Annotated in this window: 24 protein-coding genes; 14 read left to right on the forward strand and 10 right to left on the reverse strand. The window is 66.7% G+C overall.

The genetic code is table 11. From position 1 onward, the window contains the following. Positions 1–3 precede the first annotated feature (3 nt). From N5C25_RS13680 to N5C25_RS13700, 5 genes are all read right to left on the reverse strand, one after another. Positions 4–1,608, reverse strand: coding sequence for a glucoamylase family protein (locus N5C25_RS13680; RefSeq protein WP_024956629.1), 1,605 nt, complete (start codon positions 1,606–1,608; stop codon positions 4–6). 247 nt (positions 1,609–1,855) lie between these two features. Next, positions 1,856–4,912, reverse strand: a complete 3,057-nt coding sequence (locus N5C25_RS13685) for a TonB-dependent receptor (protein ID WP_033832936.1) — start codon at positions 4,910–4,912, stop codon at positions 1,856–1,858. Between the two features lie 76 nt (positions 4,913–4,988). Next, a complete protein-coding gene (locus N5C25_RS13690) occupies positions 4,989–6,026 on the reverse strand; it encodes a LacI family DNA-binding transcriptional regulator (RefSeq protein ID WP_012480808.1) in 1,038 nt (345 codons plus the stop codon). A gap of 149 nt (positions 6,027–6,175) precedes the next feature. After that, on the reverse strand, positions 6,176–6,427 hold the full coding sequence (locus N5C25_RS13695) for a BolA family protein (RefSeq protein WP_032963317.1): 252 nt from the start codon (positions 6,425–6,427) through the stop codon (positions 6,176–6,178). Between the two features lie 20 nt (positions 6,428–6,447). Continuing rightward, complete coding sequence (locus N5C25_RS13700) at positions 6,448–6,747, reverse strand: YciI family protein (protein ID WP_049451704.1); 300 nt, start codon at positions 6,745–6,747, stop codon at positions 6,448–6,450. A 374-nt stretch (positions 6,748–7,121) separates the two neighbouring features. Here N5C25_RS13700 and N5C25_RS13705 point away from each other — a divergent pair, with 374 nt between their 5' ends. The 3 genes from N5C25_RS13705 to N5C25_RS13715 are packed head-to-tail and all read left to right on the forward strand — an operon-like array spanning position 7,122 to position 10,534. Further along, entirely contained in the window at positions 7,122–8,027 is a 906-nt protein-coding gene (locus N5C25_RS13705) for a ScpA family protein (RefSeq protein ID WP_005410330.1), read from the forward strand. 13 nt (positions 8,028–8,040) lie between these two features. Next, positions 8,041–8,913, forward strand: coding sequence for an SMC-Scp complex subunit ScpB (gene scpB / locus N5C25_RS13710; protein ID WP_279937111.1), 873 nt, complete (start codon positions 8,041–8,043; stop codon positions 8,911–8,913). After that, positions 8,906–10,534 carry a pseudouridine synthase gene (locus N5C25_RS13715; protein WP_088435920.1) on the forward strand — a complete coding sequence of 543 codons (1,629 nt, stop codon included), beginning with the start codon at positions 8,906–8,908 and terminating at the stop codon, positions 10,532–10,534. Before scpB ends, N5C25_RS13715 begins: the two co-directional genes overlap by 8 nt. 117 nt (positions 10,535–10,651) lie before the next feature. Here N5C25_RS13715 and N5C25_RS13720 read toward each other — a convergent pair whose 3' ends face one another. Next, on the reverse strand, positions 10,652–11,440 hold the full coding sequence (locus tag N5C25_RS13720) for a helix-turn-helix transcriptional regulator (RefSeq protein ID WP_279937112.1): 789 nt from the start codon (positions 11,438–11,440) through the stop codon (positions 10,652–10,654). Positions 11,441–11,530: 90 nt separating this feature from the next. On the opposite strand from N5C25_RS13720, the gene N5C25_RS13725 reads away from it, so the two are divergent. Further along, positions 11,531–12,685 carry an MFS transporter gene (locus N5C25_RS13725; RefSeq protein ID WP_279937113.1) on the forward strand — a complete coding sequence of 385 codons (1,155 nt, stop codon included), beginning with the start codon at positions 11,531–11,533 and terminating at the stop codon, positions 12,683–12,685. Positions 12,686–12,753: 68 nt separating this feature from the next. Here the strand turns inward: N5C25_RS13725 and N5C25_RS13730 are convergent, their stop codons facing one another. Beyond that, the gene (locus tag N5C25_RS13730; RefSeq protein WP_049451698.1) at positions 12,754–13,161 is read right to left on the reverse strand and encodes a hypothetical protein; all 408 of its coding nucleotides are present in this window, start codon (positions 13,159–13,161) and stop codon (positions 12,754–12,756) included. Between the two features lie 353 nt (positions 13,162–13,514). Between N5C25_RS13730 and N5C25_RS13735 the strand changes: the two genes are divergently transcribed. Continuing rightward, a complete protein-coding gene (locus N5C25_RS13735; RefSeq protein ID WP_005413984.1) occupies positions 13,515–13,808 on the forward strand; it encodes a hypothetical protein in 294 nt (97 codons plus the stop codon). On the opposite strand, the gene N5C25_RS13740 is transcribed toward N5C25_RS13735, so the two are convergent. The 3 genes from N5C25_RS13740 to N5C25_RS13750 form a co-directional block, all read right to left on the reverse strand. Beyond that, positions 13,795–14,229 carry a hypothetical protein gene (locus N5C25_RS13740; protein ID WP_005410336.1) on the reverse strand — a complete coding sequence of 145 codons (435 nt, stop codon included), beginning with the start codon at positions 14,227–14,229 and terminating at the stop codon, positions 13,795–13,797. The genes N5C25_RS13735 and N5C25_RS13740 overlap by 14 nt on opposite strands. Before the next feature lie 103 nt (positions 14,230–14,332). Then, complete coding sequence (locus N5C25_RS13745) at positions 14,333–15,139, reverse strand: amidohydrolase (protein WP_279937114.1); 807 nt, start codon at positions 15,137–15,139, stop codon at positions 14,333–14,335. 14 nt (positions 15,140–15,153) lie between these two features. After that, entirely contained in the window at positions 15,154–16,302 is a 1,149-nt protein-coding gene (locus tag N5C25_RS13750) for a pyridoxal phosphate-dependent aminotransferase (protein WP_279937115.1), read from the reverse strand. 179 nt (positions 16,303–16,481) lie between these two features. On the opposite strand from N5C25_RS13750, the gene ccmA reads away from it, so the two are divergent. The 9 genes from ccmA to N5C25_RS13795 form a co-directional block, all read left to right on the forward strand. Further along, positions 16,482–17,111, forward strand: a complete 630-nt coding sequence (gene ccmA, locus N5C25_RS13755; RefSeq protein WP_171952839.1) for a heme ABC exporter ATP-binding protein CcmA — start codon at positions 16,482–16,484, stop codon at positions 17,109–17,111. Next, the gene (gene ccmB, locus N5C25_RS13760; protein WP_006456616.1) at positions 17,108–17,803 is read left to right on the forward strand and encodes a heme exporter protein CcmB; all 696 of its coding nucleotides are present in this window, start codon (positions 17,108–17,110) and stop codon (positions 17,801–17,803) included. Before ccmA ends, ccmB begins: the two co-directional genes overlap by 4 nt. 43 nt (positions 17,804–17,846) lie before the next feature. Next, the gene (gene ccmC / locus N5C25_RS13765; protein WP_279937116.1) at positions 17,847–18,617 is read left to right on the forward strand and encodes a heme ABC transporter permease CcmC; all 771 of its coding nucleotides are present in this window, start codon (positions 17,847–17,849) and stop codon (positions 18,615–18,617) included. After that, a complete protein-coding gene (gene ccmD / locus N5C25_RS13770; protein ID WP_019660476.1) occupies positions 18,614–18,802 on the forward strand; it encodes a heme exporter protein CcmD in 189 nt (62 codons plus the stop codon). The genes ccmC and ccmD overlap by 4 nt, the downstream gene beginning before the upstream one ends. Next, positions 18,799–19,260 carry a cytochrome c maturation protein CcmE gene (gene ccmE, locus N5C25_RS13775; protein ID WP_019660477.1) on the forward strand — a complete coding sequence of 154 codons (462 nt, stop codon included), beginning with the start codon at positions 18,799–18,801 and terminating at the stop codon, positions 19,258–19,260. The genes ccmD and ccmE overlap by 4 nt, the downstream gene beginning before the upstream one ends. Further along, positions 19,261–21,180, forward strand: a complete 1,920-nt coding sequence (locus N5C25_RS13780) for a heme lyase CcmF/NrfE family subunit (RefSeq protein ID WP_279937117.1) — start codon at positions 19,261–19,263, stop codon at positions 21,178–21,180. An 8-nt stretch (positions 21,181–21,188) separates the two neighbouring features. Continuing rightward, positions 21,189–21,806 carry a DsbE family thiol:disulfide interchange protein gene (locus tag N5C25_RS13785; RefSeq protein WP_279937118.1) on the forward strand — a complete coding sequence of 206 codons (618 nt, stop codon included), beginning with the start codon at positions 21,189–21,191 and terminating at the stop codon, positions 21,804–21,806. A 4-nt stretch (positions 21,807–21,810) separates the two neighbouring features. Continuing rightward, a complete protein-coding gene (locus N5C25_RS13790) occupies positions 21,811–22,260 on the forward strand; it encodes a cytochrome c-type biogenesis protein CcmH (RefSeq protein ID WP_279937119.1) in 450 nt (149 codons plus the stop codon). Then, positions 22,254–23,233, forward strand: a 980-nt coding sequence (locus N5C25_RS13795; protein ID WP_279937120.1) for a cytochrome C biogenesis protein, incomplete at its 3' end; no start/stop codon positions are given. The genes N5C25_RS13790 and N5C25_RS13795, both read left to right, overlap by 7 nt.

Here is a 23,233-nt window from a genome sequence, read left to right on the forward strand (position 1 = left end):
GGATTACTTGCCCTGGCCTGTGTTGCGGTTGGCATTGTTCTTCTGTTCCTGCGCGGCAGCCGCGCGTGATTCGGCGATACCCACCGCGCGTGCCGCCGCGGCCTTTTCGTCTTTCTGCAGTTCCAGCGGCTGGAACGAACCTTCCGGCGCCAGCCAGCCACCACTGAACCCCGCCCGCTCCAGGCCCTTGCGGATGTACGGGTTCTTCTTCATCACTTCCCAGACGAAATCATTGCGATAGTTGGCGATCATGGTCAGGATCGGCCCCTGGTCGATGGCGATGTAGTCGCTGGCGACCCAGCCACGATCCGGCACCACGCGGCCGGTCTTGATCGGGATGTCGTAGTTGAAGCTGGGATTGAATGAATCCAGGAAGCCGTAGCTGGAATAGATGTAATCGCCGTAGCGCTTGTGCATCTCCAGCGTGGCCGGGATCACCTGTTCCGGCGCGAACACCACCGACGCGATCGCGGCGGTCGGAGCGATGGTGCCGTCATCGAAGTTCTCGCGCAGGCCAGCGCCGCGCGAAGAGTAATGGCGGAACTGGCGCTGCTCGCCACGGTATTCCTGCGTGGTGTTCTGCGGACCATCGCTGGCGGTCAGGCCCCAGACGTTCTCGCCGTAATCCTTCCACTGCATCGGGTTGGCGATGGCGTACTCACGCTGGGCCAGTGCGGCCGAGCGGCTGTTGAGGAAGTAGGTGCTGCCGCGCTCGCGCATGTAGGCGTCCTGGATGTCGCGGAAGTCGATCCAGACGTGGCTGTACTGGTGGCCGAACAGCGGGCCGAAGGACAGGTATTCCTGGCCCTGGTAGACCCCCCAGTCGTTGTCATAGGTGCGCGTCCACACCGTCCACGCATCCGGGCTGACCGGGTGCGTCGGCGAACCGAGGGCAAGGATGTAGACCATCATCGCCTCGTTGTAGCCCATCCAGTCGTGGTCGATGAAACCGCTCTCGGGGAACCAGCCCATCGAGATCAGCGGCGCACGCTGCTGCAGCCAGGGCCAGTCGACCTTCTTGTACAACGTGTCGGCGATCTGGCGGATTTCCTTCTCGCGCGGATCGTCACCGTCGTAGTACGACTGCGCGAACAGCACCCCCATCATCAGCAGCGCGGTATCCACCGAGGACAGTTCGACCCAGCTGTCGTAGCGACGGCCTTCCTGCATGTCCAGGAAGTGGTAATAGAAACCCTTGTAACCCGCCTTGCCGGTACGCTGCGGGCCCATCGGCACGTCGCGGAAGAATTTCAGGGTAGTCAGGGTGCGGTCGATCGCCTGGTTGCGGCTGACCCAGCCGTTCTCGATGCCGATCGGATACGCGGTCAGTGCGAAGCCGACCGAGGCGATGCTGGCGAACGGCCGCGACGGATAGCGGTCCGGGGTCAGGCCATTGATCTCGTTGGTGGTATCCCAGAAGAACTGGAAGGTGCGGCGCTCGATGTCATCGAACAGCGGCGGCAGCTCAGGTTTCATCGGCCGCGGCGGTGCATCGGCCTCGATCAGGATCACCGGCGGCCGCGGCTTGGCAGGCTCCTGCTGGGCCGGCTGGCAGGCGGCCACGGCCAGGCTCAACGCTGCGGCGGACAACAGATGACGTGCCTGCATGGCGCGATTTCTCCGGTGGTCTGATCGATGGGAAAGCATACCGTCCAATGATCTGAAATCGTTTACAAGGTGCGTTCTTAAAAAACCACGAAAAACGTGGTTTGACACCGCGATCATTGCCCATGCCGATGCCCCCTGACCGGCAGCGGCATGGGCAATGGACCGGCACAGGGCCGGCCATTGCCGTTTTCACGCGCCCGATGCCGCCGGTGGAGCGGCGGCATCGGGGTCATGCATCCATCCGGGCTTAGAAGCGGAAGCCCACTTCGGCCTTGACCTGGCGCGGCGTACCGACGATGTCGCCGGTCTCGTTGTAGCTCGCGGTCAACTTGCCATTCTTGTAGTAGTTGTAGTTCGAGAAATTGTCGAAGTTGAACACGTTGATGATGTCGATACGCGCATACAGCTCGGTATCGCCCGGCATCTTGAACGTCTTCGTCGCCTGCAGGTCGACCGAGCGATAACCGAAGATCTTGCCACCCAGCAGGAACTTGCCGTTGCCACCCGGAACCGCCGCCATCGGGGTCGGCAGGTCGAAGCCATTGGCCTGCGGCACGCCGTACCAGTCGTTGATCGCGGTCGGGGTGGCCAGGGTGATCTTGCCACCGAAGGTGATGCCCCAGAAGCCCGCATACGAACCGGTCACCACCAGGCGGTGACGCGGCGCGCCGTTGGAGCGGATGGTCGGGTAGTCACCGATCACGCCACGGTCGAACGCGTAGTGCTCGTTGATGTCACGGTTGTGGCGGGCGGTGGTCCAGGTATAGGCGATGGAGGTGCCCCAGCCGCTTTCCTGGGTGAACGGCTTCTGCGCCGACAACAGGATCTGGGTAGCACGGGTCTTGATGCCCTGCTGGCCGATGATCAGGCTGCCGAAGCCCGGCACGTTGCAGCTCCACGCCTGGCCCAGACCGGCTTCGGTGCCACCGCACAGACGCGGATCGTCGAAGAAGTTGCCGGTCGGGTAGCGATTGCCCAGGGTGAAGGCGAAGCCGTCATAGGTGAGCGTGCGCGAGATGGTGGCGTCGGTCAGCCAGTCGCCGATCTGGTTGCTCATGCCCAGGCTGAACTGGTCAGCGTAGGGCACCTTCAGATTGTTGTTCAGCAGGTCGACTTCCAGGCCGGCATTGCTGGTCGAACCGACCAGGCTCTGGAGGTTGCCGATACCGTTGAGCAGGTTCGGGTTCCAGTCATAGCACGCGGCGTTGCCCTGGAAGCACTGACCGGTTGCCGGATTGCGGAAGTAGATCGTCGGCTGCGGCAGGGCCAGCTTGGTGGTTTCCAGCTGCAGGTAGTCGAACAGGTCGCGGTCGTAGGAACGACCGGCACCACCGTGGATCACGTGCTGCTCGTCGGCATTGATGTCATACGAGAAACCCAGACGCGGCTGCCAGGCATTCTTGAATGCCTTGCGGTTGTGGCCGTTGCTGATGTAATCGTTGATGTTCAGGCCGCTCAGCGCCAGCGTGTCGGCGTAGCTCTGGCCAGCGGCGGCACGCGGATCCTGCGCGAACAGCGCATTGACCACTTCCGGCGGGGTCACGAAGTCCAGATAGGACGGGTTCTTCTCGTAGTCCCAGCGCAGGCCGAGGTTCAGCTGCAGGTGGTCGTTGACCTGCCAGTCATCCTGGATGAACAGACCGATCTGCTTCACCTTCGAGCGCACTTCGCCGGACACGCCGGACACGCCGGTGACCGGCTTCACGAACTGTGCCTTGTACGGGATGCTGTCCGGGAAGGTCGGGTTGTCGATGGTGTAGTAGAACTGCGGATTGATCTGCGCCGCATCGGAGGCGTACAGGTCGATCTGCTTGTACTTCGCACCCATCTTGATGGTGTGGTCGCCCGCCCACTGGATGCCATCCAGGGTCAGGTTGTCTTCGATCGACCAGCCCTTCTGGCCCTTCACCTGCGACGACATTGCCGAGGAACCACCGATCGAGACGATGGCGCGCTCCTCGCTCTTGCCGTCCGGCGCGGTGTAGTTGAAACCGTTGCCCATGCTCAGCGGCTTGGGATTGTTGAACGAATCCTCGTGGGTAACCATCAGCTCGTTGTAGTAACGCTCACCGCTGTGGTTCCAGCGCAGCGCGTAACGACGGTCAGTGTTCTTGGTTTCCTTGCCGTGCATCGGCGCGGTCTGGTCCGAGAACTGCTGCTGGGTTTCATCACGGTCCTGGAAGGTCAGTTCCAGGCGATCGTTGTCGGTCGGCTCGAAGTCGACCTTGGCGAAGATCAGGTCCTGCTGGAACGGCTGGCTGGCCGGGCCCAGGCCGGCCTGGGCATCAGCCGGGACGCGGTTGGCCTTGTTGGTCACCGAACCATGCGGTGCGATGGTCACCGGCAGATCGAAGCGCTTGGCTTCATAGGTCACGAAGAAGTGGGCCTTGTCCTTGACGATCGGGCCGCCCAGGGCGAAGCCGTATTCCTTCTCGGCCGAATCTTCCTTGCCCTTGCCCGGCTGACGCTCGGCCGGGGTCATCGCGCGCATGCTGTCGTTGGTATAACGGTAGAAGGTTTCACCCTTGAACTCGTTGGTACCCGACTTGGTCGCGGCCGTGACCGCTGCACTGGACACCTGGCCGTACTCGGCCTTGTAGTTGCCGGTGATGACCTTGTACTCGCCGATGGCCAGCTGCGGGAACGGGTTACCGGCACTGCCGGACTGACCGGCCACGCCGCCGCCCTTGACGTAGCTCTTCTGGCCCACACCGTCGATGTACACGTTGGTGCCGTCGGAGTTGGTGGCACCGCCGCGCAGCGAGGTGTTGCCCTTGGCGTCGCGGGTGAAGATCATGCCCGGCACCGCGTCGGCGAACTCCAGGAAGTTGCGCGAGACCTGCGGGGTGGTCTGGATCTGCTGCAGGCTGACGGTCTTGCCGACTTCGGACGTGCGCACTTCCTGCAGCAGGGTCGGCGCGACGACGTTGACAGTGTCCAGGTTGGTGGCTGCGGTCGTACCCGGGGTGCTGCTGGCAGCGCCGGCAAAGTTCAGGGTAGCGGTCGAGGCCACGGTGACGGTGACCTTCTGCGACTGGCCGTTGGCGACCACGTCATAGGTGCCCGGGTCCAGGCCCATCAGCGAGTAGCTTCCATCGGCACGGACGGTACCGCGACGGACGGTGCCGGTGGCCACGTTGGTGGCGGTCACCTCAGCGCCGGCCTGCGCGCCGGAAACCTGGCCGCGCAGGCTGGCATTGGCCGACTGCGCCATGACGTTCGGAGCAGCAGCCAGCATCAGGCAGCTGACCAGTGCGGTGCTCAGCAGCCGGCGTGCCGGCGTGCGGAAGGTGGTGTGCATCATCAACTCAATCTCCGGGTGGCGGTAACCGCTTGCGCGGTCCCTGCGATCAATCAAAAAAGAAGGAACGCCTCCGGCTTCAACGGCCGGATGGCGGAGTGGTGGAATCGCGAACTATCAAGCGGGGAACCAGGGTCTGCTTGTCCCCTGTCCCATCCGTGGAGGTGCCGTCCATCAACTGCATCAGGCGCGTCATGGCCCGATCGCCGAGTTCGGCGATGCTGACCTGCATGGTGGTCAGCGACGGGTGGACGAAACGCGCCAGTGGAATGTCATCGAAACCGGCCAGGGCGACGTCGGACGGAACGTGGACACCTGCCTGCGTGAACGCATACAGGCAACCCAGCGCCATCATGTCGTTGGCGGCGAACACGGCATCAGGCAGCGCTCCGGCTGCCAACAACTCCTGACCGGCGCGATGGCCGGAAGCTTCGTCGAAATCACCGGGCAGCTCGATGCCTTCGGCGTCACTGCCGAAAGCCGCCAACGCGTCACGGAAGCCACGCAGGCGCTCGCGCGCGTCGAAGTTGAGGTCCGGGCCAGAAATGAAAGCGATACGGCGGTGACCCGCGTCAAGCAGATGGCGGGTCATCGCCATCGCACCGGCATGGTCATCGATGCTCAGCACCGGGTGGTCCTGCCCGGGCAGATAGGTGTTGATCAACACCGTTGGCAACGACTGCGGCAGGTTGTCGGTCAGGAATCCCGGGCTCTCCGCATAGGGCGAGAGCACCAGCAGGCCGTCGACGCGGCCGCGCATGGCGCGCAGGGCCGCGCCCTGCTGCTCCTGGTCACCGTGGTAACTGGACACCAGCAGGTGCTGGCGGCGGTTGCGGGCGACGTTGTCGATGCCGCGCATCAGCTCGGAGAAGAATTCGCCGTACAGGTCAGGCAGTACCACGCCCACCGTATTGGTGCGACGGCTGCTGAGGCTGCGGGCGGCGGCGTGCGGGGTGTAACGCAGCCGTGCAGCCACCTCCAGCACAAGCTGGCGGACCGGTTCGGCGACATTTTCATGCCCGTTGAGCGCGCGGGAAACCGTGGCCACGGAGACCCGGGCTTCGCGAGCGACGTCTTTGATTGTGATAGCTGCCTTGTTCACGAAGCCGCCCTCCACGGCTTGGACCTACCAGCATTGGCGCGGAATGTAAGCGTTTCCATCTGGGCTTGTAAACAGTCCGTTAGGCGAATGTCCTGAAATGGACATGGAAATCTGTCTGTGGCGGGCCCGCTGACGGACCCGCCAGGACAGTGTGGGACAAGGGCTCAGCCCTGTTCTGACGGGGTCAATGCACGAATGGACAGCGCGTGGATGTCGGTCTCCATCATCGCGCCCAGCGCTGCATAGACCGCGCGATGCCGGGCCAGTGGACCCAGTCCGGCGAAGCGTTCACTGACCACATGCACGTTGAAATGACCGCGGCCATCGCGCGCACCGGCGTGGCCTGCATGACGATGACTGTCGTCTTCGATTTCCAGCACGCTCGGGGCCAGCGCCTGCTGCAGTGCGTCACGCATCCGCTCGATCCGCTCCGCGTTCACGGCAGGACCTTGCGGAACGGACGCACCTGTACATGGGTGTAGACGCCCGCGGCTACGTAAGGGTCGGCATCAGCCCAGGCCTGGGCCTGCACGAGCGACTCGAACTGCGCGATCACCACCGAACCACTGAAGCCGGCCGGGCCCGGGTCCTCGCTGTCTACTGCCGGGCACGGTCCGGCCAGCAGCAGGCGGCCTTCGTCGCGCAGCGCGTACAGGCGCGCCAGGTGTTCCGGACGTGCCTGCAGTCGCTGTGCCAGCACGTCCTGGCCGTCATAGCCTTCAATCACATACCACACGGCATTTCCTCGCTTGCGTTGTCGGGTGCGCAGATTCTAGCCAATGCCGCCCTCGCCCCAGCCCGGCTGGACACTGGCGCGACAAAGGCTTACCCTAGACACCATTGCACGTGGCTGGATGCAGCAGCCCGTCGGTTTCTGTGGCCAACGCAGCCCCCGACGACCGTCCCGCTGCTTCGAACCGGACCACCTGGCCGGGCCACGTAGACGACCTCCCCGTAGTTCCGTCGCTGCCGTTTCCTGCGGCGCGTCCTGCTGTTTGATATGTGTGGAATCGCGCCGATCCCGGCGTGTCTGGTGCCGTGGGGCGCCGTGGCGTTGGCCCGGTGAACCCGCTGCCGCGACTGGTCCGATGCAATCCTGATGTCCATTAGATGACTTCCGAACTCGCGCTCGACGCGAACCCGCCAACCCGGCCGCCCGCCCCCCAGCAGCAGGAAATGCCGCTGGCCGTGGTGCATGGGCAACCGGTCCTGCAGATTCCGCAGGACCTGTACATCCCGCCGGACGCGCTGGAAGTCATCCTGGATGCCTTCGAAGGCCCGCTGGACCTGCTGTTGTACCTGATCCGCCGCCAGAACCTGGACGTACTGGACATTCCCGTGGCCGAGATCACCCGGCAGTATGTGGAATACATCACCGTGATGCGCGAGCTGCGCTTCGAGCTGGCCGCCGAGTACCTGGTCATGGCCGCGATCCTGGCCGAGGTGAAGTCGCGCATGCTGCTGCCGCGCCCGGTCAGCGAGGAAGGCGATGAGGCCGACCCGCGCGCCGAACTGGTGCGCCGCCTGCAGGAGTACGAACGCTTCAAGCAGGCCGCCGAGGACATCGACGCCCTGCCCCGCCAGGACCGCGACACCACGGTGGCACACGCCTTCATGCCCGAACGTGCTGCGGTGAAGCTGCCGCCGCCGGTGGACCTGAAGGAAATGCTGCTGGCCCTGCACGACGTGCTCAAGCGCGCCGAGCTGTTCAGTGGCCACGCCATCAAGCGCGAGGCGCTGAGCGTGCGGCAACGCATGGGCGAAGTGCTGGGCCGGCTTGAAGATGGCAAGTTCTACCGATTTGAAGGGCTGTTCACCGCAGAAGAAGGCAAGCTGGGCGTGCTGGTCACGTTCCTGGCGGTGCTGGAACTGGCCAAGGAACAGCTGCTGGACATCGTCCAGGAAGAGCCGCTGGCGCCGATCTACGTGAAGTCCCTGGCCGCCGGCAACACCAATGCCCCGCTGCAGTTCAGCAGCGAGTTCGACGACAACGACGCCGCCAACGAGAACGAGTGAGCGCTGACTGCCGATGGACCAAACGCTGATCAACCGCATTGTCGAGGGTGCCCTGCTGGCCTCCAGCCAGCCGCTCACCCTGGCCCAGCTGAAAGACCTGTTCCCGGAAGAGGAGCCGGCACCGCCGGGCAGCATCGAACGTGCGCTTGAGCGCCTGCGCGAAGCCTGCGAAGGCCGTGGCGTGGAACTGGTCGAGGTCGCCTCCGGCTTCCGCTACCAGGTGACCGGCGAAGTGCATGGCTGGATCAGCCGGCTGTGGACCGAACGCAAGACCCGCTATACCCGTGCCACCCTGGAAACCCTGGCGCTGATCGCCTACCGGCAGCCGATCACTCGTGGCGAGATCGAGCAGGTGCGCGGCGTGGCGGTCAGCAGCAACATCATCCAGGCGCTGGAGGAACGCGAGTGGATCCGCGTGGTCGGCCACCGCGACGTGCCCGGCAAGCCTGCCCTGTTCGGCACCACCAAGGGCTTCCTGGACTACTTCGGCCTGAAGCGCCTGGACGAGTTGCCGCCGCTGTCGGAACTGAAGGACCTGGGCGAGCTGGAACCCCAGCTGGCCCTGGACCGCGACGCACCGGCCGCCGCCAGTGCCGAGGGTCCGGACATTTCAGCTGGCGCCGATGGCGCTGCTGCCAACGATGACGCCGGCCTGGCCGGCAGCGACACCCCCGATTCCGCCGACGCAGCGTCTGCGTCGGCTTCCGATGAGCAAGCACCTTCGCCCCTTGATGGGCACCCCGATTCCGCGCCGGGCGAGCGCGCGGTGCCCCTGAACGAACGCGAAGACAACGCCGTCGCGATGACGACCGTGGCTGTTGACCAAGCCGATTCCGAACCAGAGGCCGACCCCGAAACCGTCGGCCGGAGCAAAACTGATGAGTGACACCCCCCGTAACAAGCTCTCGCTCAAGCGCGAAGCCACCTCCGAACAGTTCAAGCTGGAAGAGCGCCTGCACAAGGTGCTGGCCCAGGCCGGCCTGGGTTCGCGCCGCGCGCTGGAACAGCGCATCGCCGAAGGCCTGGTCAAGGTCAACGGTGAAGTCGCGCAGACCGGCATGTCGGTCAAGAGCGGCGACAAGATCGAGCTGGATGGCCGCGGCTTCGTCGCCACCGCCCTGGCCGAACCGTCGCGCGTGCTGGTCTACAACAAGCCGGAAGGCGAAGTGACCACCCGCGAAGACCCCGAAGGCCGCCCGACCGTGTTCGAATCGCTGCCGCCGCTGAAGGGCGCGCGCTGGATCGCCATCGGCCGCCTGGACATCAACACCACCGGCCTGCTGCTGGCCACCACCGACGGTGAACTGGCCAACGCCATGATGCACCCGTCGTTCGAGGTCGAGCGCGAGTACGTGGTGCGCGTGCGCGCCCCGGAAGGTGAGGAGAAGGTCTCCGACGCCATCGTCGACCGCCTCGCACGCGGCGTGGCACTGGAAGACGGCCCGGCCAAGTTCGACGAGATCGAACGCATCGGCGGCACCGACTCGCACGACTGGTTCCGCGTCGTGGTGAAGGAAGGCCGCAACCGCGAAGTGCGCCGCCTGTGGGAGTCGCAGGGCTGCCAGGTCAGCCGCCTGAAGCGCACCCGCTACGGCAAGGTGAGCCTGCCGCGCGAACTGGCCCGTGGCCATTCGGTGGAACTGGGCACCGCCCAGGTTGAAGCCCTGCGTGCGCAGCTGAAGCTGGAAGAAGGCGCGCCGTCGGCTCTGACCCTGCAGCCGGTGATCGGCCAGCGTCGCGCCGCCAAGACCACCGTGCGCGTGCGCGAAGGTGGCCGTGGCAATGCCTACGTCAACGGCCATAACACCGCCGACGAAGGCCGCGAGCTGCGTCGCTTCGACAACGTCCGCGAAGACCGCGGCCGTGGCCGCGGCGGCAAGGGCGGCGGTTTCAAGGGTGGCCTGACGGTCAGCGGTGAAGCAGCAGCCAAGCAGTCGCAGAGGCCGTTCAAGCAGCGCACCCAGAAGAACGACCGTTCGCTGCCGGAAGGCAACCCGGCCGCGTTCCGCACCTGGTACGTGCCGGATGGCGTGAGCACGGGCCCGAGCGGCCATCGCAATGCCGGTCCGGGCGCGCGCGGCCCGGGTGCCCGTGGTCCGGGCGCAGGCGGCCAGGGCCGTCCGTACGGCAAGCCGAAGGGTCCGGGCGCCGGTGGCGGACAGGGCCGTGGCGGTTTCGGCGGTGAAGGCCGTGGCGGCGCAGGCGGCCAGGGTCGTCCGGCCGGTGCCGGCAACCGCTCGCAGGGCCAGGGCAACAAGCACCCGTATGGCCATCCGGGCAATGCCCCGAGCTTCCCGTCCGACCACGCCACCCCGGGCTTCAACCCGTATGGCAGCCCCAAGCCGGCGCAGGGCGCCCGTCCGGGCGGTCGCGGGCCGGGTGGTGGCAACCGTGGTCCGGGCGGCAATCGCGGCCCCGGCGGTCCGGGTGGCAACCGTGGCCCGGGTGGCCCCGGCGGCAACCGCGGTCCGGGCGGCCCGCGCCGCAGCGGCCCGCGCGGCGGCTGATCCACCGGCACGCCTGAAATGAAAAACCCCGGCGCAAGCCGGGGTTTTTCGTTGAAAAGGGGACAGAGGGGGTTAAGTCGTTTTTGCCACGGCCTGTGTCGAAGGGGCGAAAGCGACTTAATCCCCTCCGTCCCCATTTGCGTGGCGCTGGAACGCGGCGGGTGTGGTGCCGGTCATGCCGCGGAAGAAGGCGATGAACGGGCTCTCGGCGGAGAAGCCGGTGTCCTGCGCCACGTGCGCCACGCGTCGGCCCAGCAGCAGCAACTCCATGGCCCGCATCAGTCGCCATTGCTGGCGCCAGGCCTGGTAGCTCATGCCGGTATCACGCTGCATCAACCGGCCGACGGTACGCGCGCTCAGGCCCGTGCGCGCGGCCAGCTCCCCCAGTTCGGGCGGCAGCTGCTCGGCGACCGGGAGGCACCGTGCGATCCGCCGATCACGAGGCAGAGGCAGGTCCATCGGCGCCACCGGTGCAGCAGCGATTTCCAGCACGCACAACGCCAGTTGGTGGTGCGCGCGCGGCGACTGCCAGTCATGGTCGAACGGCGCCTGCGCGATCGGCTCCAGCAAGGCCTGCAGCAGCGACCCCACGCCGATGATCGCCGGCTGCCGGGGCAGCTGGGCCGACAGCGTGGCGCCGAAGTACAACGAACGGTAGTCGACCGCCTGGCGCATCTGCGCGCGATGGCGCAGCCCGCCCGGAATCCACGCGGCACGCGCGGGCGGCAGCAGGCTGATGCGATCACCGTAGGTCAGGCGCGTGCAGCCCTGCCGGGTATACAGCAGCTGCGCGCGTGCATGCTGGTGCCAACCCGAGTCGTGATCCGCCAGTGAGGCTGCGATCCCCAGCACCGGAGCGCTCCAGGCATCGGCGTCGAAGTGCGCGTGCGGCTGCAACCAGGCCATGTCTGATTTCATACATTCGATGACAGGATAGACAGAGTGCGCCATTGCGGACGCGACCACAATGCGCGGCCCTGTTCCTGGAGCGCCCGCATGTCACGCCGCCTGTTGTTGCTCACCATTGCACTGCTGATGTTCCCGCAGTTGGCACAGACCCTGTACAGCCCGGCCCTGGCCGATCTGGCCGAACGCTTCGCCCTGCCGCCGAGTGCCGCCAGCCAGGCCATGAGCCTGTACCTGTTCGGCTTCGCTGCAGGCGTGCTGCTGTGGGGGCGCCTGGCCGATCGTATCGGTCGTCGCCCTGCCCTGCCATGCGGCCTGGCCGTGTTCGCACTGGCCGCCTGCGGCGGCCTGCTGGCCAGCACCTTCGGCCAGGTCCTGCTGGCACAGGCACTGGCCGCACTGGGTGCGGCGGCGGCCTCGGTGGTAACCCAGACCGTACTACGCGACCACCTGCAGGGACCCGCGCTGGCGCAGGCATTCTCCTGGATCGGCATGGCCCTGGCCCTGAGCCCGGCCATCGGCCTTGCACTGGGCACGCTGCTGGTCGCCGCCCATGGCTATGTCGGCGTACAGTTCGGCCTGCTGCTGATCGCTGCCCTGCTGGCAGTCGCATGCCTGGCGGGCCTGCGCGAAAGCCGCCCTGCACAGATCCCGCACGCGCCCATGCTGCCGCTGCTGCGGGAACTGCTGCGCGATCGCTGGATCTGGTCACACGCGTTGCTGGTGATGGCCTTCAACGTGGCGATGTACAGCTGGTATGTGCTCGGCCCCTTCGTGTTTGCGCGCCTGCACTGGCCAGCCACCTGGTTCGGCGCCAGCGGCGCGGTGCTGGCACTGGGCTCGGCACTGGGCGCGTGGGGCAATGGCCGCCTGCTGCGTGCAGGCGTTGTCGCAACCACGCGCATCCGCATCGCCGCAGGACTGGTCCTGACGGGAGGCCTGCTGGCCGCGCTGCTGCATGATCACCCTGCCCTGATCGCGGCGATGGTGCCGGTGGTGACGGGCTTCGGCCTTGCCATTCCCAATGTGCTCGGCCAGGCCCTGCGCGGCTATCCACACTGTCTCGGCAGCGCAGGCGCGCTGTTCGGCCTGCTCTACTACCTGTTGATCGGTGCGGCAATGGCGCTAGTCGGTGCAGTGCAGATGCTGGCACCGACCGTTATCGCGTGTGGCCTGCTGGCGCTCTGGCTGAAGCGGGGTCGGTCAATTGACGGCGAAAGCCCGCGACGTGCAGCGCCTCGGTGAAGAAACCGCTCCTGCGGCCATGGAGACCCCGGGTCCCTGCCCCGGGGCCAGGATCAGCGGGCAACCGACTACTGGACGTTGATCACTTCGTCCATCGGCGCCAGGAAGTTGCCGGCATTGTTGCGCGAGGCCGAGATCACGTAGGTTCCAGGCGTTGCGATGGTCGCGGTGCAATGTCGGATCGGCGTGGTGTTGCCACCGTCGAGATTGTCATTGGTACGACACAGGAACTGGCCATTGGCATACACCGAGAAATTACTCGTTCCATCCACCTGGCCGCCCCCTGTGATGTAGATTTCCGAGGGCGAGCCCGCCACACGCGGCAAGGTCCCAATCTCGAACCGGGACGTCACGGGATGCGGCAACAGCCTTGGACAGGACACGACGATTCCGCTGTCGGACAGGCAGACTTCGGCGTGGGCGATGGCGGGCGCGGCGATGAGGGCCACGAGCAGCACGGACGTTCTGAACTCCATTCAGCGTCTCCTATGATCCCAGCAGAATCGCTGGGATGTCCCTGTTATTCACTGCAGGGTTACTGCGGGATCAAGGAAACGTTAATCGCTGCGTGCACACAGCCCCCGGATCACGGCGGGATCCCTTGTGGGCGGGGGCGTTGCACGCCTGCGCTGGGGCTCCCACCCATCCCTTCCTGATGACTTCACGTCGATGCAGGATGCCCACCATCGCGCAGCACATTTCCTGCCTGTCCCAATGTTCACACCCAGGGTTAGGAATTGCTGCAAACACGAGGTGTTGTGCACCACGCCCGGAATTCACATCCGGTTGCTGGCTATCGTGCGCGCGCTCCCACACAAGGCAGATGCCCATGATCACCATCACCGCCGAACAGGCCCGCGCCAACGTCGATGCCGCCAAGCGCCCGATCGAACTGTTCTACCGCGATCTCGACAACGCCATCCAGATCGGCTCGGAAAATGGCCGCCGCTACATCGTGTTCGGCTTCAGCCAGGTGATGGCCAGCGAGCAGCTCGTCGAAGATGTGGTCGCACAGCTTCTGAAGAATGGTTTCGGTGTCGAACGGTTGTTGAGCGATTCCGAACAGCACTACATCCGCATCAGCTGGGGAACTGCCGCGCCCTCGCGCCTCAGCGCCGGCTGAGGGTGAACGCGGTGCCGTCCACGCCCAGATCCCAGCCCTTGCCGGTACCGGACAGGGCCAGCGAGATGTCGCCCTTGGTCATCACCTGCGCGTTGCTGGACTTCACCGCACCGGCATGCGCGCCGACCGAGGCGTAAGTACCCAGCAGCTCGTTGACGCTGACTGCGCCGGTGAAGCTGCCACGTCCGTTGGTGATCTTCGACTTGCCCACGGTCAGGCCGCCGCCCTTCATCTGGATGCGCACCGGCATGCTGGCGCCATTGCTGCAGGTGACCGTGCCATTGCCGGATGCAGTCTTGTAGATCAGCGACCAGCCAGAGAGGTTGTAGCGCAGCTCGCAGTCGAGGTTGCCAGCGGCGTGCGCGGCCGGGGCCAGCGATGCGGCAGACAGGGCAAGCAGCAGGGCGAAGGGCTTGTTCATGGCAGGACTTCCAGTTCGGTCGGACTGCCGGCGAATCTAGCAGCGCGCGCGTGCACGTTGGATGCAGGCGCACGCGCTGGTGCAGCAGTGTTCAGGCCGGTGCTCAGGCCTGTTCGTCCAGGTGGAAGGCATCGGCATCGAGCATCGCCGGGAAACGCGCGCGGTGTGCGGCCAGCGCCTCGGCCGAGATGGTGGTGGTGACCACCTGTTCGCGTTCGCGGATCTCCACCTGCGGCTGGCCGAGGAAATCCAGCACCGCGCTGTCGCCTGCGTAGTGCAGCTGGTTGCCATCGACACCGACGCGGTTCACCGCCGCCACGAAGCACAGGTTCTCGATCGCGCGCGCACGCAGCAGGGTCTTCCACGCATAGGCGCGCGCCGACGGCCAGTTGGCCACGAAGATCTGCAGGTCGAAATCCAGCTGCTGCGGGCGTTCGACGTTGTAGCGGTTGCGGCAGAACACCGGGAAGCGCAGGTCGTAGCAGACCTGCGGATTGATCCGCCAGCCCTTCCATTCCACGCTCAGGCGCTCACGGCCAGCGGCATAGCGCTCGTGCTCGCCGCCGTAACGGAACAGGTGGCGCTTGTCGTAGTACTGCAGGTTGCCATCGGGGGTGGCGAACAGCAGGCGGTTGTACACGCCCTCGCCGTCGCGCAGCTGCACGCTGCCGATCACCGCCGCACCCAGGGCCCGGGCCTGTTCGCGCGCCCAGGCCACGGTCGGGCCGTCCATGCCTTCGGCCTGGGCAATGGCGTCATTGGAGAAGCCACTGGTGAAGGTCTCCGGCAGGATCACCAGGTCGGTGGTGCCGGCCAGCGGTGCGAGCAGCGCGCCGTAGTAGGCGCGGTTGCCGGCCGGATCGTGCCAGCGGGTGTCACCCTGGACGAGGGAAATGCGCAGGTCCTGCATGTTCACGCCTCCGCTCAGAGCAGGCGCAGGCGTTCGATCGCCGCGTCCATCGTTGCTTCATTCTTGGCAAAGCACAGGCGCACCAGGCGCTGGCCGGCCGGCGGCGTCTCGTAGAACGGCGACAGCGGGATGGCGGTCACGCCCTTCTCGATGGTCAGCCACTTCACGAACTCATGGTCCGGCAGGTCGCTGATGGCCGAGTAGTCGACCAGCTGGAAGTAGCCGCCCGGGACCGACAGCGCCTTCAGGCGGGTACCGGTCAGCTGCTCGCGGAAACGGTCGCGCTTGGCCTGGTAGAACGCGCCCAGTTCCAGGTGGTGTTCGGGTTCGTCGCGGATCATCGCGGCGAAGCCGTACTGGGCCGGGCCGAAGCTGGTGAACGTGTTGTACTGGTGCACCTTGCGGAATTCAGCGGTCAGCAATGGCGGCGCCACGGCGTAGCCGATCTTCCAGCCGGTGCAGTGGTAGGTCTTGCCGAAGCTGGAGATGACGAAGGTGCGCTCGCGCAGTTCGGGATAGCGCAGCGCCGACTCATGGCGGCGACCGTCGTAGATGATGTGCTCGTACACCTCATCGGAGACCAGGTAGATCTGCGTGCCGCGCAGCAGCGCGGCCAGCGCCTGCATGTCAGCCTCGTCCAGCATCGCACCGGACGGATTGTGCGGGGTGTTGACCATCAGCATGCGGGTGCGCGGGGTGATCGCCGCGCGCACGCGGTCCCAGTCCACAGCGAAGGTCTGCGGGTCCAGCGGCACGTGCACGGCCTTGGCACCGGCAAGCTCGATCGCCGGCTCGTAGCAGTCATAGGCCGGGTCGAGCACGATGACTTCCTCGCCGGCGCGCACCACCGCGTGGATGGCATTGAAGATGGCCTCGGTGGCGCCACTGGTGACGGTGATTTCGGTGTCCGGATCAATGGTGGCGCCGTACAGGTCCAGCGACTTCTGTGCGATGGCCTGGCGCAGCGGCGCCACGCCGGTCATCGGCGGATACTGGTTGAGGCCGGCCGCCATCGCCCTGGCGGTCTCATCGATCAGGCGCTGCGGCGCGGAAAAGTCCGGGAACCCCTGGCCCAGGTTGACCGCGCCATGTTCGGCAGCGAGCTGGGACATCACGGTGAAGATCGTGGTACCGACCTTGGGCAGCTTGGTGGTGGGTTGCATCGGCCTGGACTGTGGAGAACGAGGGCCCCCGAGTTTACGCAATCCGCGCGTCGGTAGTGCCGGCCGCTGACCGGCAACCTCGGCTGGCAGATGGCGAAATTGCCAGCCAGCGGCCGGCACTACCATGTGAATTCACCGCTACAATTGCCATCGCACTCCGGCATGAAGACCCCTGCCCCTTGAACACCCCTGCATTGCTGGCCGCCAGCGGCCTGAGCTTCTCCCGCAATGACGAGCCGGTGTTCGGCCCGCTGGACTTCCATGTGGACGCCGGCGAGGCACTGCTGGTGCAGGGTGGCAATGGCGCCGGCAAGACCACCCTGCTGCGCGTGCTGGCCGGCCTGGCCCGGCCCGGCGCCGGCCAGGTGCGGATCGACGGCAAGCCGGCGAGCAACGCCGAACGTGCACGCTACGTGGCCTACCTCAGCCATCTGCCGGCCCTGAAGCCAGACCTGGACACGCTGGAGAACCTGCACTTCCTGTGCGGCCTGCATGGTCGGCGTGCCCGGCAGATGCCCGGCAACGCACTGGCGATCGTCGGCCTGGCCGGCTACGAGGACACCCTGGTGCGGCATCTGTCGGCCGGGCAGAGGCGGCGGCTGGCACTGGCGCGCATCTGGCTGTCGCCGGCGCCGCTGTGGCTGCTGGACGAGCCCTATGCCAACCTCGACCTGGAGGGCATCACCCTGGTCAACCGGATGATTTCGGCGCACCTGCGCGCCGGTGGCGCTGCGCTGGTCACCACCCACGGCGCCTATGCCGCACCGCCGGTGCGTACCCGCCAGCTCGACCTCGGCGGTGCCGCATGATCGCGCCGGGTACCGAACCGGGCCTGTGGCAGACCGCAGGCGCCCTGCTCAAGCGCGACCTGCGCCTGCTCTGGCGCCGCCGTGGCGATGCACTGCAGCCGCTGCTGTTTGCGGTGCTGGTGGTGGTGCTGTTCGCGCTGGCGCAGGGCCGCGAGCCACAGCTGTTGGCCGCCACCGCCGGCGCGGTGCTGTGGCTGGCCGTGCTGCTGGCGGGACAGCTGTCGCTGGATTCGCTGTTCCGTTCCGATGCCGAAGACGGCTCGTTGGAACAATGGCTGCTGGCGCCGGTGCCGCTGGCCTGGCTGGTGCTGGTACGCGTGCTGCTGCACTGGGCCACCACCGCCCTGCCGTTGATCGTGGTCAGCCCGCTGCTGGCCGAAATGCTGCATCTGCCGCATGACCAGCTGCCGATGTTGCTGGCATCGTTGCTGCTGGGAACGCCGTTGCTGAGCCTGATCGGTGGCGTGGTCGCTGCACTGACCGTCGGCATCCGGCGCTCTGGTATTCTCGTGGCGTTGCTGTCGTTGCCGCTGTACGTGCCCGTGCTGGTGTTCGGCGCAGGCAGCCTGGCGGCAGCCGGGCGCGGGCAGGATCCGGTCGGTGCGCTGCTGATGCTGGGCGCTGGCCTGCTGGTCGCGCTGGTGCTGGCTCCGCTGGCCACTGCTGCTGCAATACGTATTTCTCTGAGTTGACCGAGCTGAGAGCCAATCCACCCCTGCTGGATAGCCGCCACGCATGAATCCGATTGTCCGCTGGTTCCACCAACTCGGTTCGCCTCCCACGTTCGACCGTTTCGCCGCCCGCTGGTCGCGGGTGTTCTACCTCGCCGCAGTGCCGGTGCTGCTGGTCGGCATGTGGCAGGCGCTGCTGGTGGTTCCGCCGGAAGCCAAGCAGCTGGACAGTTTCCGCATCCTCTACATCCACGTGCCCAGTGCCTGGATGAGCCTGTTCGTGTTCGCACTGATGGCGCTGTACGCGGCCATCGCGCTGATCTGGCGGATCAAGGTCTGCGAGATCCTGGCCATGGCCTGCGCGCCGATGGGCGCCGGTTTCACCCTGATCACCCTGCTGACCGGCAGCATCTGGGGCAAGGGCACCTGGGGCACCTGGTGGGACTGGGACCCGCGCATGACCAGCGAGCTGGTGCTGCTGTTCCTGTATCTGGGCGTGATCGGCCTGTACCACGCCATCGAGGACCGCCGCAGCGCCGCACGCGCGGCCGGCCTGCTGGCCATCGTCGGTGTCAGCCTGCTGCCAGTGATCCGCTATTCGGTGGACTGGTGGGGCGGCCTGCACCAGCGCCAGTCCATCAACGTGTTCGGTGAATCGGCGATCAGCAGCGCGATGATCGCGCCGCTGTGGTGGATGGTGATCGGCACCAAGTTCTGGTTTGCCGGTTCGGTGCTGGCCAAGGCGCGCGCCGACAATCTCGACCGCGAGGCCGGCAAGGCCTGGGTCGGTGGACGTGTCGGTGCCGAACGCCCTGTCCCGGAGGCCCAGCCATGACCCACCTTCCCTATGTGATCGGCGCCTACGCCGTGTTCGTACTGGTGCTCGGCGCCGATGCCATCGGTTCGTGGCTGCGACTGCGCGTGGCACGCCGGCTGGCACTGGCCCGCCAGCAACGCCAGCAGACCCGGGCGGGCAGGCAGGACGCAGCGACGCCGCTGTCGACGGAGCTGGAACGATGACGCCGGTACAACGCCGCCGCCTGGCCTGGGTACTGCTGGCACTGCTCGCCTCCGGCCTGGCCACCGCGCTGGTGGCGATGGCACTGGAGCGCAACATCGCCTACCTGTACACCCCTTCGGAAGTGCTGCGCGGCGATGTCGATGCGCAGTCGCGCTTCCGCTTGGGCGGCATGGTGGTGAAGGGCTCCTTCAACCGCCCGGTCGGCTCGCTGGAGGCGCGCTTCGAAGTGACCGACGGCGATGCACAGCTGGCGGTGACCACCTCGCGGATCCTGCCGGACATGTTCGCCGAAGGCACCGCGGTGGTCGCCAGTGGCCGCCTGCAGGACGGTGTCTTCGTCGCCGACGAAGTGCTGGCCAAGCACGATGAGAAGTACGTGCCGAAGGAAGTGGCCGACAAGATGGGCGATGCCCATCGCAGGCACGACGTGCCGGTGACGGCCCCCGAGGTGCGCTGAGTGCTGCCCGAACTGGGTCAGATCCTGCTGTTGTGTGCGTTGCTGGCCTCGCTGCTGCAGGCCGGCCTGCCGCTGGTCGGCGCGCATCGCAGCAACGCGGCATGGATGGCGGTGGCACGGCCGGCCGCCTTCGCACAGCTGCTGCTGCTCGCCGGCGCGTTCGCGGTGCTGACCGCCGCGTTCGTGCAGCAGGATTTCTCGGTGCGCTACGTGGCCGAGAACTCCAATTCGCTGCTGCCGATGATCTACCGCTACTCGGCGGTGTGGGGGGCCCACGAGGGCTCGCTGCTGATGTGGGCGCTGGTGCTGGCGCTGTGGACCGGCGCGGTGGCGCTGTTCTCGCGGCACCTGCCAGCACCGGTGCAGGCGCGCGTACTGGCGGTGATGGGCATTGTCAGCGTCGGCTTTCTCGCCTTCCTGATCTTCACCTCCAATCCGTTCCTGCGCCTGAACCCGGCACCGCTGGAAGGCCGCGACCTCAACCCGCTGCTGCAGGACCCGGGGCTGATCATCCATCCGCCGATGCTGTACATCGGTTACGTGGGTTTCGCCGTTCCGTTCGCGTTCGCGGTGGCCGCGCTTCTGGAAGGCCGCGTCGACGCCCGCTGGCTGCGCTGGACGCGGCCCTGGACCAACGTCGCCTGGGGCTTCCTGACTCTTGGCATAGCGCTGGGCAGCTGGTGGGCCTACTACGAGCTGGGCTGGGGTGGCTGGTGGTTCTGGGACCCGGTGGAGAACGCCAGCTTCATGCCATGGCTGGTCGGTGCGGCACTGATCCATTCGCAGGCCGTCACTGAAAAGCGCGGCACGTTCGGCAGTTGGACCCTGCTGCTGGCGATCGCGGCCTTCGCGCTTTCGCTGCTGGGCACCTTCCTGGTGCGCTCCGGTGTGCTGACCAGCGTGCATTCGTTCGCCGCCGATCCGTCGCGTGGCCTGTTCATCCTGGTGTTCCTGTCGGTGCTGGTCGGCGGCAGCCTGCTGCTGTACGCGCTGCGCGCCAGCCAGCTGAGCGTGGACGCCGACGATCCGCGCCGTGGCTTCACCGCCGCCTCGCGCGAGACCCTGCTGCTGGCCAACAACCTGCTGCTGGCCACCGCCTGCGCGATGGTCCTGCTGGGCACGCTGTACCCGCTGCTGGCCGATGCGCTGTCGCTGGGCAAGATCTCGGTCGGCCCGCCCTACTTCGGCAGCCTGTTCCTGCTGCTGATGGCGCCGATGATCCTGCTGCTGCCGTTCGGCCCGCTGGTGAAGTGGCAGCGCGACCAAACTTCGCGTGCATTCGCGCTGCTGGCGCCATGGCTGGGGCTGGCCGTGCTGCTGGGCGCGCTGGCCTGGTGGCAGGCGCCGCAGAACGGCTGGAAGGCCGGCATCGGCGTCGCCGCTGCGGCCTGGGTCGCACTCGGCACCGCACGCTTCGTCTGGCAGCGCCTGCGCGGCAATGGCCGCTTCACCGCCGAGATGCTCGGCATGATCGTCGCCCACGCCGGCATCGCCGTGTTCCTGGCTGGCGCGCTGCTGGTCGAAGCGCTGAATGTGCAGCGTGAAGTGGCGCTGGCACCGGGCCAGCATCTGGTGGTCGGTCGCTACGAAGTGCGCTTCGAGGGCGTGGACCATCGCGAAGGCCCCAATTTCATCGCCGACCGCGGTCACCTGCGGGTGTTCCGCGACGGCCGCGAACTGGCCCTGCTGCACCCGGAGAAGCGCCAGTACGCCAGCGGCGGCCAGGTGATGACCGAGGCCGGCATCGATGCACGCTTCGACGGCGATGTCTACGTGGCATTGGGCGAGCCGCTGGGCAACAATGCATGGGCGGTACGGGTGCACATCAAGCCGTTCGTGCGCTGGATCTGGCTGGGCGCGCTGTTGATGGCCCTGGGCGGATTCATCGCCGCCGCCGACCGCCGTTTCCGTCGTCCGTAGGAGTTTCCATGTCCGAGTCCCCTGCCCCGCGCCCCTCCCGCCCGCTGCCGCCGGTAGCCATCGTGATCGGCGTGCTGTTCTTCTTCGGCCTGCTCGGGCTGATGATCTACGGGGTGATGAAATCGGGTGACCCGCAGCGCGACGTGCTGCCGTCTGCGCTGATCGACAAGCCGGCGCCAGCGTTCGCGCTGCCGGTGCTGCACGACCCGGAAATGATCGTGCACAGCGACGAACTGCGTGGCGCGCCGTACCTGTTGAACGTGTGGGGCAGCTGGTGCGCGGCCTGCCGCGAGGAACACCCGGTGCTGACCCGTTTTGCCGAAAGCAAGCGCGTGCGCGTGATCGGCTACAACTGGAAGGATGATCCGAAGGACGCGCTGCACTGGCTGGAGCAGCTGGGCAACCCGTTCATGGTGGTGCTCAGCGATGTTGAGGGCCGCACCGCGATCGACTGGGGCGTGACCGCTGCGCCAGAAACCTTCCTGGTTGATGGCAGTGGCATCGTGCGCTGGAAGTACAGCGGAGCGATGACCCAGCGCGTGGTCGACGAGAAGCTGATCCCGGCGCTGGAGAAGATCGAGAAGGCCCAGGGCAATGCCGGCAGCACGTTGCACACGGCGCCCTGAGCCCATGCGCTGGCTGCTGGCGCTGCTGCTCCTGATGCTGCCGCTGGCCGCGCCGGCACAGCAGCCGCTGCACGATCCGCAGCCGCTGCAGTTCCGCGATGGCGCCGAAGAACGCCGCTTCCACGACCTGGCCGCGCAGCTGCGCTGCGTGCAGTGCCAGAACCAGTCGCTGGCCGACTCCAACGCGCAGATCGCCCAGGACCTGCGCCGGGAGGTGCTGCAGTTGATGCAGCAGGGCCACGACGACGCACAGATCAAGCAGTTCCTGGTCGCCCGCTATGGCGACTTCGTGCTCTATCAACCGCCGCTGCAGCCGGGCACCTGGCTGCTGTGGGGTGGGCCTCTGCTGATGCTCGGCGCCGGTGCACTGGTGGTGCTGGCCATTGTCCGCCGCCGTGGACGCGCGGTCGGTGCAGCGCCGGCCGGCAAGGCCGATGAAGGAGACGGATGGTGAGCCACTGGCTGCCGACGTTGGCCGGCCTGGTGGCCGCATTGATGGCAGCGCTGGTGCTGTGGCCGTTGCACCACCACGGTCGCCGCAGTTTCGCGGTGGGTGTGCTTGCGCTCGGCGTGGCCGGCGCCTGCCTGTATCTGCTGGTTGGTGACCCGCGTGCAGCACAGCTGCAGCCGGCGCCCTCGGTGGCGACATTGCGCGATGGCGTGCAGGCCCTGCAGGATGCACTGAAGCGCGACCCTCAGCGTGCCGATGGCTGGGCATTGCTCGGGCGTTCGCAGGCAGAACTGGGCAATGCCTCAGCTGCGGCAGACGCCTTCGCGAAGGCCGCCGAATTGGCACCGGATGATCCTGGCGTGCTGGTGGAAGCCGCGCAGGCGCGCGCGCAGGCTGATGCCGGCAAGCAGTTCGATGACACCGCGATGGCCTGGTTGCAGCAGGCACGTACACAGGCCCCTGACGCCGAGCGCGCCAGCTGGCTGCTGGGCATCGCCCTGCGCCAACGCGGAAAGAATGCCGAGGCCGCGGATGTGTGGAGCGGCCTGCTGCCGCGACTGGAACCGGGTGCCGCGCAGGCGCTGCAGGCGCAGATCGCGATTGCCCGCGAGGCCGCCGGCCATGCGCCCGATGCTGGCGTTGCGGCGCCACCGGCGCTGCTGCAGGTGCGCGTGCAGCTGCCGGCACTGAACAACGACGAGTGGCCCGCCAGCACCCGGGTGTTCGTGCTGGCCCGTGCCGTCGGCGGCCCGCCGATGCCGGTGGCCGCTCGCAAGCTGCCGCTGAGCGGATTCCCGGACACGGTCGGGCTGGGCGACGGTGACAGTCCGATGCCAACCGCACCGCTGTCGGCCCATCGCGAAGTGGAAGTGCTGGCACGCATCTCGCGCACCGGCAGTGCCAATCGCAGCGAGGATGACCTGCAGAGCGTGCCGGTGAAGGTGAGCCTGCCCCACGACGGTGTTGTGGAGCTGCG

The sequence above is a fragment of the Stenotrophomonas sp. GD03958 genome, assembly GCF_029839005.1.
GTDB classification, from domain to species: domain Bacteria; phylum Pseudomonadota; class Gammaproteobacteria; order Xanthomonadales; family Xanthomonadaceae; genus Stenotrophomonas; species Stenotrophomonas hibiscicola.

Excerpts from the sequence above, each read along its gene's own strand:
- N5C25_RS13680 (WP_024956629.1), bottom strand. The coding sequence starts at position 1,608 with ATGCAGGCACGTCATCTGTTGTCCGCCGCAGCGTTGAGCCTGGCCGTG.
- N5C25_RS13685 (WP_033832936.1), bottom strand. The coding sequence starts at position 4,912 with ATGATGCACACCACCTTCCGCACGCCGGCACGCCGGCTGCTGAGCACC.
- N5C25_RS13695 (WP_032963317.1), bottom strand. The coding sequence starts at position 6,427 with ATGCGTGACGCACTGCAGCAGGCGCTGGCCCCGAGCGTGCTGGAAATC.
- N5C25_RS13705 (WP_005410330.1), top strand. The coding sequence starts at position 7,122 with ATGACTTCCGAACTCGCGCTCGACGCGAACCCGCCAACCCGGCCGCCC.
- scpB (WP_279937111.1), top strand. The coding sequence starts at position 8,041 with ATGGACCAAACGCTGATCAACCGCATTGTCGAGGGTGCCCTGCTGGCC.
- N5C25_RS13715 (WP_088435920.1), top strand. The coding sequence starts at position 8,906 with ATGAGTGACACCCCCCGTAACAAGCTCTCGCTCAAGCGCGAAGCCACC.
- N5C25_RS13720 (WP_279937112.1), bottom strand. The coding sequence starts at position 11,440 with ATGGCCTGGTTGCAGCCGCACGCGCACTTCGACGCCGATGCCTGGAGC.
- N5C25_RS13725 (WP_279937113.1), top strand. The coding sequence starts at position 11,531 with ATGTCACGCCGCCTGTTGTTGCTCACCATTGCACTGCTGATGTTCCCG.
- N5C25_RS13730 (WP_049451698.1), bottom strand. The coding sequence starts at position 13,161 with ATGGAGTTCAGAACGTCCGTGCTGCTCGTGGCCCTCATCGCCGCGCCC.
- N5C25_RS13735 (WP_005413984.1), top strand. The coding sequence starts at position 13,515 with ATGATCACCATCACCGCCGAACAGGCCCGCGCCAACGTCGATGCCGCC.
- N5C25_RS13740 (WP_005410336.1), bottom strand. The coding sequence starts at position 14,229 with ATGAACAAGCCCTTCGCCCTGCTGCTTGCCCTGTCTGCCGCATCGCTG.
- N5C25_RS13745 (WP_279937114.1), bottom strand. The coding sequence starts at position 15,139 with ATGCAGGACCTGCGCATTTCCCTCGTCCAGGGTGACACCCGCTGGCAC.
- N5C25_RS13750 (WP_279937115.1), bottom strand. The coding sequence starts at position 16,302 with ATGCAACCCACCACCAAGCTGCCCAAGGTCGGTACCACGATCTTCACC.
- ccmB (WP_006456616.1), top strand. The coding sequence starts at position 17,108 with ATGATCGCGCCGGGTACCGAACCGGGCCTGTGGCAGACCGCAGGCGCC.
- ccmC (WP_279937116.1), top strand. The coding sequence starts at position 17,847 with ATGAATCCGATTGTCCGCTGGTTCCACCAACTCGGTTCGCCTCCCACG.
- ccmD (WP_019660476.1), top strand. The coding sequence starts at position 18,614 with ATGACCCACCTTCCCTATGTGATCGGCGCCTACGCCGTGTTCGTACTG.
- ccmE (WP_019660477.1), top strand. The coding sequence starts at position 18,799 with ATGACGCCGGTACAACGCCGCCGCCTGGCCTGGGTACTGCTGGCACTG.
- N5C25_RS13785 (WP_279937118.1), top strand. The coding sequence starts at position 21,189 with ATGTCCGAGTCCCCTGCCCCGCGCCCCTCCCGCCCGCTGCCGCCGGTA.
- N5C25_RS13790 (WP_279937119.1), top strand. The coding sequence starts at position 21,811 with ATGCGCTGGCTGCTGGCGCTGCTGCTCCTGATGCTGCCGCTGGCCGCG.